Origin of the sequence: Amycolatopsis sp. La24 (genome assembly GCF_029087445.1) — a bacterium.
GTDB lineage: Bacteria > Actinomycetota > Actinomycetes > Mycobacteriales > Pseudonocardiaceae > Amycolatopsis > Amycolatopsis nivea.
In genome coordinates, this window is the sequence record NZ_JARACH010000062.1 from 46,171 (window position 1) to 56,984 (window position 10,814).

Genomic DNA, 10,814 nt, shown 5'->3' on the forward strand with positions numbered 1-10,814 from the left:
GGCAGGGGCTTTCCCTTGCCGGCTAACGGATCAGCCGTCCGAATCGGCCGACGGGATGAACGCGCCCGGCACCTGGTCCGGGGCGAAGATCTTGTCCTCGCCCGGATACGGCTGGGTCCATCCGTGCACCTGGTACCACGTGAAGTGGTCCATCTGCGCGGGGTTGGCGTAGTCCGCCGTGGCGTTCGGGCCGGTCAGCTTCTGCTGGGACTGCCATTGCTGCCACTGCTGGGCCAGCTGCTGCTTGTCCGCGGGCACCGTCGCCGACGCCGCCGCGGTGGAGGCCGTCGGGACGTTGTCCGTGCCGCACGACGGCGGGGTCTTCAGGCCCGCGGTCAGCGACGTCTGGTTCGGCACCGCGGTGAACGGCGTGTTGTCCGGCTTCGGCGTGAACGCGGTCGCCATCGGGGTGGCCGCGCTGTCCTTCTGGTTCATCGGGTGGATCCCGAGGATCTGCTCGATGGTGCGGATCATGGTGATCTGCGAGTAGTACCGGCTGTCGGTCACGCCGCGCTGCGCGTACGGGCTGATGATCTGGACCGGGGCCCGGTGCCCGTCGACGTGGTCCAGCCCGGCCTGGGAGTCGTCCTCGACGACGAAGATCGCCGAGTCCTTCCAGTACTGGCTGTGCGAGATCTTGTCGACGATCTTGCCGACGGCCAGGTCGTTGTCGGCGACCTGCGCGGCCGGGCTCGGCGGCCCGCCGGTGTGGTCGCTCGACAGCCAGAACATGTTCAGGTCCGCCGGGCCGTTCTTCTCGAAGTCGTTCTTCCAGATCTCGTACCGGTACTGGTCCGGCACCGCGGTGTCGAACTTCGGGAAGCCCGGCACCGAAACGCTGTTCAGCGACGGGATCGGCGACGACGAGACCAGCGGGTACGCGGTCGGCTCGCCGGTCGCGGCCATGTTCTTCGAGTCGCAGTAGAGGTTCTGCCAGCTCGCGTCCGCGGGCTTGGTCAGGAACTGGTGGAACTCGCCGAAGTCGCGCACGGTCTTGCCCGCCGCCTGCGCCCCGGTCCACAGGAAGCCGCTGCGCTGGTGGCCCAGCGCGTCGTCCTCGGTGTCGTAGCTGCGCTTGTACTCGCCTGCCGACGACTCGGTGTACTCCGGGTTGTCGGCCTGCATCAGCCAGTTGTGGCCCTCGGCCGAGTTGGTGCCGATGTCGTAAGTGTTGTCGTACAAGCCGAACTGGGTGGCGAGCGCGTGCTGGTTCGGCGTGACCGCCTGGCCGAACTGCGCGAGCGCCGGGTCGCCGTTGCCCTTCTTCATGTCGCCGAAGAGCTGGTCGTACGTCCGGTTTTCCTTCACCAGCAGGAAAACGTGCTTGATCGTCGACGGGTCGCCGAGCCGACGGGGCACCGGGACCGGCTTGACGTCGCGGTTGCCCGTCTGCACCGAACCCGGCGTCCAGCCGTTCTGCTTGAACACCTGACGCGTCTGCGTCCAGGTCTGCCAGTCGGTCGGCAGGGTGAACCGCTGGAGGCTCGACGTGGTGTCGTGCGTGGCGTGCCCGGCCGCGGTGGTCGGGCGGCGGGCGTCGATGCCGCGGGTGTTGGCGACCAGGATGTTGTTGCCCGACGCTGAGATACCAGACGGGAAGTAGTCCGTCGGCAGCAGTCCGATGAAGGCGGCGGGGGCCTGCGGGAACCAGTAGCGGTAGACCGCGACCGCGTTGGCCCGGCCGAGGGTCACCAGCAGGTGGCCGTCGTCGGTGAGCGCGATGTCGGTCGGCTCGTACCCGACCTGCGCTTCCGGCCACGGCTGCGTCGCGATGGTCTGCACCACGACGTTGCGCTGGGCGTCGATCACCGAAACGCTGTCGCCGCCGGTGTTCGCGACGAACAGGGTGTTGTTCTTGGCACGCAACGCGGTCGGGTGCAGACCGACGTCGATGTTCTTGACCGGAGCGGACGGGTTCGCCAGGTCGATCACGCTGACCGTGCCGGTGGTCGCGGCCCCGGTCTTCGGGTCGGCGACGATGTCGGTGCCGTACGAGTTGATCGTGGTGTCGCCCGGTTTGGCCGCGCGGCCGCCCTCGTTGCTGACGTAGATCCGGTCGCCGATCCGCACCAGCGCACGCGGTGCGTTGCCGACGGTCCAGCTCTGCTTGATCTGGCCGCTGGCCGCGTCGATCGCGACGACCCGGTTCTGGCCGTTCACCGCGGAGTACACAGTGGACCCGTCCGCGGAGAAGATCGCGCCCGCGGCGAGGGAATGCTTGGAGCCGTCGGCCGGGATCGGGACCCACGTGGGGTTGGCGACGGTGCCGTCCGGGTTCACGGTGAACTTGCGGTAGCCGTCGATCTGGCCCAGCCACAGCGTTTTGCCGTCCGGCGAGTACGACGGGCCTTCCTGGCCGACGTCGTTGCCCGGCAGTTGCAGGTCGGCCTTCTTGTCCTTGCCGACGAGCTGCTGGACCTTCCAGGACTTCAGGTCGACGATGGTCAGCGCGATGCCGCCGTCGGTGGTCAGCGCGGCGAGGTGGCTGCCGTCCGGGCTGACCGTCGAGGACATGATCTTGCCGTTCGGCAGGACCAGCCGCTCCCCGATCGGCTTGAGGTACTGGTCGCTGGAGATGGTCAGGCCGTTTTCGGTTTCCTGGCCGACCTGGTCGGTGCCGAACTGCTTGGTGGAGGCGAGGCCGATGCCCGAGCCCGTGGCGACGAGAGCGACCGCGGTCGCCCCTGCCGTGACGAAGCGCAGCCTGCGGGATTCTTTCTTCCCGCCACGCCTGCGACGGCGCGTTACTTGCATGTCCTCATCCCTTCGTGGAGGAGAGCAGCTCGACGTTGCCGTCGAACTGCCACAGCGGGTTCGGCTGGTCCCCCTGCGGGGTCCGCACCTGGAAGTAGCCGTTCACTTCCTTCGGTCCGTCGCCGTCGGCGACATACCGCCCGTCCGAGGTGACATCGAGCTGGTAGATCGCCTGCCCGGTCGCTGAGATACCAGGGAGATGCCAGGAGACGACGCAGCGCCAGTCGTTGCCCGGGCCTTCGGCCTCGACGAGGCCGCCGCCCTTGGTGCATTCCGTGCTCGCACCTAGCTGCTCCTCCGTGACGTCCGGGCGGTGCAGTTGTGCGGCCTGGATCCGGTAGAGATGCGCGAACTCGGTGGACAGCGACTGCTGCAGCTTCGCCTGGTCGATGCCCGAACCCGACGCCGGTGTAGCGACCGCGACGACTGCCACCGTGACGCCGATCAGCCCGGCCAGCGGCAACAAGCCCGCGGTTAGTACGCGACGACCCGCACCGTCGTATGTCAGATCGGTGAAGTCGCGTCTCACGAACAGCACGTAGGCCAGCGCAGTCGAGACCGCTGCCCAGACCAGGCTCACTCCGACGCCGATCAGCAGCGGCCCGAGCTGTACCGGGTCGGTGAAGAGGCCGTTCCACGAGATGAACGCGTACGTCGGCAGCGCAAGCCGCACGACGACTGGCAGCGGCAGCAGCTGCGCCACCGCCATCACCAGCGCGACCACCGCGGGCAGCAGCAAGCCCATCGGCGACCGTCCTAATGCGACAGATCCGAGCAGGCCGATCCCCGCCAGGGCGAGGGTCGGGGCGAGCACGCAGATCCAGGCGAGCACGACCTTCACCGCCGCGTCGCCCGAGGACAGCAGGTGCCCGTCGAGTCCGGTGAGCGGCTGCCCGCCGACCGCGACGAGACCGCCGACCGTGCTGGACACCGCCAAGCCGAGGACCAGCAACAGGATCACGGTGAGGCTGGCGAGTGCTTTCGAGACGAAAATCCGCCGGTACGACCGCATCGCCACCAGGAGGTGCCGCCAAGTGCCGAGCCGGTCTTCGGCGGCAAAGACGTCCCCGGCGACCAAGGAGGTCAGCAGCGGAAGCGCGTAACTGCCGGCAAATCCGAGCAGGACGAGCGGGCCGGCCCAGCCGGTGGCGTTCATCAGGCGGCCGAACAGGGTGTCCACCGGGAGGTCGCTTTGCTGGCTGACCGCGGCGACGAACACCGCGGGCGCGAGCCAGCAGGCGAGCAGCAGCACCCGGATCCGCCACTGCGACAACAGCTTCACCAGTTCGAACCGGTAACCGCGGCCCAGCCCGACCGAGGCTTGCTGCTCGACAGGTGCGTCGAGGACGGTCATCGCTTCTCCCCCTGCTCCGTCAACTCCAGGAACGCGGCCTCCAGCGGCGAGACGACCGGAGCCAGTTCCCGTACGCCGATGCCCTTGCCGACGACGCGCGCGACCAGGTCGTCCAGCGCGGGCACCAGGCCACGCACCACTAGGACGTCGGCCTGTCCGCGCGGGGTCTGAGCGTCGTCGATCCGCAGGCCGGGCACGTTCTCGGCGATCTCGCGCGCGGCCTTCTGGTCCGACGTGACCAGGCGGTAGGCCAGTTCGCGGTCCTCAGCGGACAGTTTCGCCAGCGGGCCGGTGAAAACGACGCGGCCGGCGGACAGGATGGTGACTTCCGAGCAGAGCGCTTCGAGGTCGTCCATCCGGTGGCTCGACAGCACGACCGCGGTGCCCTCGTCGGCGAGCCGGGCGAGCACGCCGTGCACGTGTTTCTTGCCTGCCGGGTCGAGGCCGTTGGCGGGCTCGTCGAGGATCAGCAGCCGCGGTTTGGTCAGCAGCGCGGCGGCGAGGCCGAGGCGCTGGCGCATGCCGAGGGAGAAGCCGCGCGCCCGGTCGTCGGCGACGTCAGTGAGCCCGACCTGCGCGAGGAGGTCGTCGAGGTCGACGGTCTGGCCGCGCAGCGAGGCCAGCGCGGCGAGGTTCTGCCGCGCGGTGAGCGACGGGTACAGCCCCGGCCCGTCCACGAACCCCGAGATGCCGTCCGGGGTGGCGAGCGCGCGGCCGACCGGGCGGCCGAGGATCTCGAGTTCGCCTTCGTCCGCGACCGCGAGTCCGAGCAGCAGGCCGAGCAGCGTGGTCTTGCCCGCGCCGTTCGGGCCGACGAGCCCGTGGATCTCGCCGTGCGCGACGTCGAGATCGACACCGTCGAGCGCGAGCACGTCGCCGAAACACTTGGTGATCGCGCGGGCTCGCACCGCGTCGCTGGTTCCCATGAATCCCCACTTTCCGAAGCCGTGAGGAACTTAGGCACGACAAGTGACATGCGAACCCGCGCCAGGTTGAACGTTGGGGAAACCCCGGGCGGCCCAGCCGATTAACCGGACAAAAAGGATCAAACTTGCGCGGACAGCGCGTCCGAGATCTCCCGGACCAGCACATAGGACCGTTTCCGCTCCGCGTGGTCGTGGATCGGGGTGGTGATCATCAGCTCGTCCGCGCCGGTCTCGGCGATGACTGTGCGCAACGAATTCCGCAGTGCCGCCGGGGCTCCGGCGAGCACCGGACCGGGGCCGATCGCCGGGTCGACCACCGCGTCTTCCGGCCGGGGCAACAAGATCCGCTCGCCGCGCGAACGGCTCAATGCCTTAGCCCGAATGGACCTGGCGAGCCATTCCGCGTGCTCCTCGGTCGCGGCGGCGACCACCGCGACGCTGACCACAATGGACGGTTCGGCGGTGCGGCCGGGGCGGAAGTTCTCGCGATAGCTTCGCGTCGCGGCAGCAGCTTCAGCGGGACGGAGATGGTAGGCGAACGCGTACGGCAGGCCTAGTTCGGCGGCGAGGCGAGCGCTTGCCGTGCTTGAGCCGAGCAGCCAGACATCCGGCACGTTGCCTTGTGCGGGAGTGGCGCGCAACGGCTGCTCGGCGTCGGCGAAATACTCCAGCAATTCCCTGACGCGGCGGGGAAAGCTTTCCGCCGGGCCGGGATTGAGCGCGTCCGCCACCCGTTGCGGGCCGCCGAGCGCGCGGCCGAGCCCGAGGTCGATCCGGCCGGGGTGGAACGCGGCGAGCGTGCCGAACTGTTCGGCGACGACGAGCGGCGGGTGGTTGAGCAGCAGAACGCCGCCCGCGCCGACGCGGATCCTCTTCGTGGCATCCGCGATGCGGGCCGCTGCCACGGCAGGCGCGGCGCTCGCGACTCCACGCATGCTGTGGTGTTCGGGCAACCAGTAGCGGTGATATCCCAGTTCGTCAGCCAGTTCGGCCAGGTCGAGCGTGCGTTGCAGCGCCTCGCGCGCGGTCGACCCCGCGACGATCGGCGATGTGTCCAGCACTGAAACCCGCACCCGGGCATCATCCCGGACCCGATGCGGGACGACAACCGGACCGTCCACGGTCTCAAGTGGACGGTCCAGCCGCGGCTTACGAGGTCTCCCGCACCGGCGCGGGCGCGTCCTCTTCTTCCTCCACCGCTTCGCTCAACTGCCAACCGCCGCGGCGGCGCAGCACCACGAGGTAGTACCCCAAGGCCAGCAACGCGATCGCCGCGGTGACGATGAGACTCGGCCGTCCGATCACCGGGTCGGTCGCGTTCACGTACAGCACGAATGCCAGTGCGACCAGCGCGACCACCGGCGCGATCGGGAATCCGGGCATCCGGTACTTCGCCCCCGCCGTCGCACCGGAGCGGCGGCCCAGGATGGCACCGAGGCACAGCGCCGCGTACACGACGACGATCGACGTGCTGGTCACGACGGTCAGGATCTGCGGGTCCACAAAGCACAGTGCGGCGGCGATGAAACCAGTCGCCAGCGTCGCGACCCACGGAGTGCCGAACTTCGGGTGCACCGCGGCGAGCGCGCGGTTCATCGCCTTCGGCCAGGCGCGGTCGCGGCCGCTGCTGAACACCAGCCGGGAGCTGATCAGCACGATCGCGAGGACCGCGTTGATGATGGCGAGCGCGACCGCGAGGCTCAGCACGGTGTCGAGCGTGCTGCCGCCGCGGGACTGCACGAAGTACGACAACATGTTGGGAGAGCTGAACAATGTGCCGAGATCCGGTGCGCCCATCAGCACCGCGGTGACCGGGATCAGCTCGGCCAGCACGGTGACCCCGAGTCCCATGAGGACAGCGCGCGCCACCCCGCGGCCGGCGTCCTTGGTTTCCTCTCCGAAGTAGACAGCCGAGCCGTAGCCGTTGTAGGCGAAGATCGCGATCGCCGTCGCGATCATCACCGCGCTGATCGTCGCCGGACCGCCGCCCGGGGCGACCGGATGCGCGAGCAGGTCGGTGAACGGACGGGCCGGCTTGACCAGCCCGAGCACCGCGACCACGGCCAGCGCCAGCAGCTCCACCGCAAGGAAAACGCCGGTGACCCAGGCGTTCAGCTTGATGTCGAACACCGCGACGACGGCGGCGAGCACGCAGGTCACCGACGCCACGACCGCGGGCGAGACGCCAGGCAGCACCACGCTCAGGTAGGTGCCGACGCCGAGCGCGATCACCGCGACGATCAGCACCTGCGTCACGATCATGATGCCCAGCACCATGAATCCGGGCAGTTTGCCCAGCGTGCGGGCGGCGATCGTGTACTCGCCGCCCGCGCTCGGGAAGGCCGAGCCCAGTTCGGCGTACACGAAGGCCATGAACACGCCGACCACGGCGGCGGCGAGGAAGGCGTAGAAGGCGCCCGATCCGGCGCCGGTGAGGACGCCCGGTGCGATGACGAACACCGAGGACGCCGGGCTGATCGCGGAAAGCGTGATCAGCAGCATGCCGAGGGTGCGCAACCCGCGGCGCAAGACGGGGGTGGACAACGCTGGCCTCCATCAAGTCGTTGCTCAAGTACGTTGTTTGAATGGAACTCAAATAACCAGCCGGGCGTTCAGCTAAGGCCCTCACGCCCGCTACGTCAAGGCTTCGCCGGTCTCGATCCGGATCGGGGGTTGCGTTTTTCGAGATTTGTTCAAAGAATCAAGGCATGGCAAGACCGAGCAAGGCCCCCGAGCGGCGGGCGGAACTGGTGGCCGCGGCGCGGCACACGGTCGTCGAACGCGGCGTGCTGAACCTGAAGCTGCGCGACGTCGCGGACCACGCCGGCATGTCGCCGGGTTCCCTGTTGTACTACTACCCTTCCCTGAGCGACCTGCTCGAAGACGTGCAGCAGGAGGCTGTCGAACGCTTCTGCGTCGAGCGCGAAGCCGCCGTCGCCGCCGAGGCCGACCCGCGCGCCCGGCTGCGCGCGATGATCGGCAGCGGACTGCCCAACGGCAAGAACGACGAACTGTGCGTGCTGCTGTACGAACTGGGCACCATCGCCCGCCGCGACCCGGCCTACGCCGCGCGGCACATCGCCCTGTACGAACGCCAGGTGCGCGGCTACGTCGGCATCCTGGAAGCCGGTGCCGCGACCGGGATTTTCGACCTGACCGACGACCCGGTCACCATCGCCCGCAACCTCGTCACCCTCGAAGACGGCTACGGCCTGCACCTGACCCAAGCCGTCCCGCCGCTCGACCGATCCGTCGCCGAGACCGCGGTCTTGTCTTATGCCCGCGTTTCGACCCGATGCTCCCTGGAGGACCCCGCATGACCCGCGCCCGCGACCTAGGACTGGCCCTCGGCGGCAAGCCCGGCCCGCACAACGCGATCACTGACATCCCAGGCGTCGAGGTCGGATACACCACCCTGATCGAAGGAGATTCGGTGCGGACCGGGGTCACCGCGATCCTGCCGCGCGGCCGTTCCCAGTTCGACGTGCCGTGCTCCGCGGGCACCTTTTCGTTGAACGGCAACGGAGAAATGACCGGCCGCGCCTGGCTGGCCGAGACGGGTTCGCTGACCCTGCCAGTGCTGATCACCAGCACGCACTCCGTCGGGCAGTGTCACCGGGGAACGATCGACTGGGTAGTCCGCGAACGCCCGGACGCCGCGGCGGAGTGGCTGCTGCCCGTGGTCGCGGAGACGTGGGACGGGTACCTCAACGACGTCAACGCCCCGACCATCCGGACCGACCACGCAGTCGCGGCCATCGACGCAGCCACCTCCGGCCCCATCGCGGAGGGCTCGGTAGGCGGCGGCACCGGCATGACCTGCTACGGCTTCAAGGGCGGGACCGGCACTTCGTCACGGGTCGTCGCGCATGGGTCGGACAGCTACACCGTCGGGGCCCTGGTGCAGGCGAACTTCGGCAGCCGCCCGGAACTCACCGTGGCCGGTTCGCATCTGGGCGCGGAACTCGCTGACGACAACCCCATGGCCGACACCAGCTGGCTCGCCCCTGCCGGTGCCGGTTCGGTGATCGTGGTGATCGGGACGGATGCGCCTCTGTTGCCTGGTCAGTGCACTGCGCTGGCCCGTCGCGTGCCGTTGGGGCTGGCACGTACCGGAACCACCGGGTCGCACTTCTCGGGCGATCTGTTCCTGGCGTTCAGCACAGCCAACGCGGGCGCTCTGACCAGCCATTTCCCCGGGCCGGACGACGAACCTTACGAGAGCATGCGATTCGTGCCGTGGGGTGCGATCGACCCGTTCTTCGAGGCGGTGGTGCAGGCGGTGGAGGAGGCGGTGTTGAACGCGCTGGTGGCGAATGAGGAGATGACCGGGCATCGGGGGCACCGGGTTCCGGCGCTTCCGTTGGCGAGGTGGGGGGCCTAGAGCAGGCGCGGCGGGCTCGCCTGGGCGCTTGGCTGACGACGCGCCGCGTCCGGGCGAGCCGGGGCTTTCGTGTCGGGAACCGTCTGCTGTCGAGGAAAGTCCCACGTCACCGGTCAGGGCGCTCCGCGTCCCGCATCTTCAGCGCTGGCGTTTTGCCTAGCTGCAAGATGCCGATCGCTTGATTGCTGACTTGGGCCCCGTTCGCGACCGAGTGCAGGATGCCGTTGTACACGAGATCCCAGATTCGCCGATCGCGTTGAAGTTCTTCGCTGCTGCGAGTCAGTCCCATGTCTTTGTCGTACAGCCACAGATGGAAGGTCGTCCCGCCGTACGCCGCGTCTATCTTTGTCAGCTCGTAGGTATCTATCCAGGCCCGGCTCTTCACGCCCCACCGTGTGCGCTCGACCATCAGCCAGTCCGCGCCCGCCGCATAAGTGAAGTAACTGAACGGGCTGGAGATCAAGAAAACGGCGACGACGATTACCGCCCAGATCGGCCACGCCGTCAAGATCCCGAGTCCTCCTCGGTGGAACAAGGAGATGACCAAGGTTCCGGCGATCAGGATGGCCGCGCTGGTCAGGATCAGCGCGATTTTCCCGCGGCGGCTCTCCCGATGCCAGGCGAGAACGGGGCCAAGGCCAGGCGGCGGGTCCGGACGATGCGCCAGCCTGCTCTCCCGGTGGACATCGTGCTCCGAAGCTGCTTCCCCGCCGCGAAAGTAACTCAGACCGTGCGGGGGAAACGGCTCGCCCGTCTCCCGGTCCGGTCGTGGTGGAAGCGCATCGATCACGTGGTCGTCGGCCCCTGCTGAATCTGTCATCGAATCCGGCTCCTTGATTATTTCGGCACGAGCCAGTCAGCGACAGCTTGACCCCCGACAGCACCGGCTATTCCGCCGGCTGTGCCCGCCACGAAAGAACCGACCGGGCCCAACGGGGCGCCGAAGAGAGCACCCGCGGCCGCACTCGCCCCCGCACCGGCAAGGGCCGCCCCTGCCGCACCTCCGACGATCAGACCACCCGAATCAGCGACAGCTTTGCCCCAGGACTGCTCACCGCTCATTGCTCCCGCAGCCTCGTTGACCACGGTGAGCGCGCTGCCGACGTACGGCATTCCCTTGAGCAGCTTCTGGCCGGCTTTCAGGCTTGCTCCCGCTTCTTCGGGCAAGACGTGGTACTTGCCCTTTCCAGGGTAAGCCGCGATAGCTCTGCGCACGGGCTCCGGAACTTTGTCGACATACTGCTGAAACTGCCGCGCCCGTGTCTCGTAGGGTCTATCCCATGATCGGTGTTCCGGCGTTGTTGATCAGTAGGTTTCGGCTCCCGGCCAGCGGTCACCGAACGTGATGGCGAATGCGTTGATCACGGGTTTCCAGCGCATCGTCCATCGGGCGCGG

8 protein-coding genes are annotated in these 10,814 nt (G+C 68.4%); 2 read left to right on the forward strand and 6 right to left on the reverse strand.

Features of this window, described 5'->3' with window-relative positions:
• Positions 1–30 precede the first annotated feature (30 nt).
• From PUT80_RS37515 to PUT80_RS37535, 5 genes are all read right to left on the reverse strand, one after another.
• Positions 31–2,754, reverse strand: a complete 2,724-nt coding sequence (locus PUT80_RS37515) for an alkaline phosphatase family protein (RefSeq protein WP_275294956.1) — start codon at positions 2,752–2,754, stop codon at positions 31–33.
• Between the two features lie 4 nt (positions 2,755–2,758).
• On the reverse strand, positions 2,759–4,108 hold the full coding sequence (locus tag PUT80_RS37520) for an ABC transporter permease (RefSeq protein WP_037817819.1): 1,350 nt from the start codon (positions 4,106–4,108) through the stop codon (positions 2,759–2,761).
• Entirely contained in the window at positions 4,105–5,034 is a 930-nt protein-coding gene (locus tag PUT80_RS37525; protein ID WP_037817817.1) for an ABC transporter ATP-binding protein, read from the reverse strand. The genes PUT80_RS37520 and PUT80_RS37525 overlap by 4 nt, the downstream gene beginning before the upstream one ends.
• A gap of 119 nt (positions 5,035–5,153) precedes the next feature.
• Positions 5,154–6,107 (reverse strand): MsnO8 family LLM class oxidoreductase, encoded by a 954-nt coding sequence (locus tag PUT80_RS37530; RefSeq protein ID WP_037817814.1) that lies wholly within the window; start codon positions 6,105–6,107, stop codon positions 5,154–5,156.
• 76 nt (positions 6,108–6,183) lie between these two features.
• Positions 6,184–7,578 (reverse strand): APC family permease, encoded by a 1,395-nt coding sequence (locus tag PUT80_RS37535; protein WP_134664913.1) that lies wholly within the window; start codon positions 7,576–7,578, stop codon positions 6,184–6,186.
• 164 nt (positions 7,579–7,742) lie between these two features.
• On the opposite strand from PUT80_RS37535, the gene PUT80_RS37540 reads away from it, so the two are divergent.
• Together PUT80_RS37540 and PUT80_RS37545 are read left to right on the forward strand one after the other, a co-directional pair.
• Positions 7,743–8,354, forward strand: coding sequence for a TetR/AcrR family transcriptional regulator (locus tag PUT80_RS37540; RefSeq protein WP_238604670.1), 612 nt, complete (start codon positions 7,743–7,745; stop codon positions 8,352–8,354).
• Entirely contained in the window at positions 8,351–9,418 is a 1,068-nt protein-coding gene (locus PUT80_RS37545; protein ID WP_275294957.1) for a P1 family peptidase, read from the forward strand. Before PUT80_RS37540 ends, PUT80_RS37545 begins: the two co-directional genes overlap by 4 nt.
• A 106-nt stretch (positions 9,419–9,524) precedes the next feature.
• Here PUT80_RS37545 and PUT80_RS37550 read toward each other — a convergent pair whose 3' ends face one another.
• On the reverse strand, positions 9,525–10,238 hold the full coding sequence (locus tag PUT80_RS37550) for a hypothetical protein (RefSeq protein WP_275294958.1): 714 nt from the start codon (positions 10,236–10,238) through the stop codon (positions 9,525–9,527).
• Positions 10,239–10,814: the final 576 nt, after the last annotated feature.

Coding starts and splice junctions, on each gene's coding strand:
- PUT80_RS37515 (WP_275294956.1), bottom strand. CDS start 2,754: ATGCAAGTAACGCGCCGTCGCAGGCGTGGCGGGAAGAAAGAATCCCGC.
- PUT80_RS37520 (WP_037817819.1), bottom strand. CDS start 4,108: ATGACCGTCCTCGACGCACCTGTCGAGCAGCAAGCCTCGGTCGGGCTG.
- PUT80_RS37525 (WP_037817817.1), bottom strand. CDS start 5,034: ATGGGAACCAGCGACGCGGTGCGAGCCCGCGCGATCACCAAGTGTTTC.
- PUT80_RS37540 (WP_238604670.1), top strand. CDS start 7,743: ATGGCAAGACCGAGCAAGGCCCCCGAGCGGCGGGCGGAACTGGTGGCC.
- PUT80_RS37545 (WP_275294957.1), top strand. CDS start 8,351: ATGACCCGCGCCCGCGACCTAGGACTGGCCCTCGGCGGCAAGCCCGGC.
- PUT80_RS37550 (WP_275294958.1), bottom strand. CDS start 10,238: ATGACAGATTCAGCAGGGGCCGACGACCACGTGATCGATGCGCTTCCA.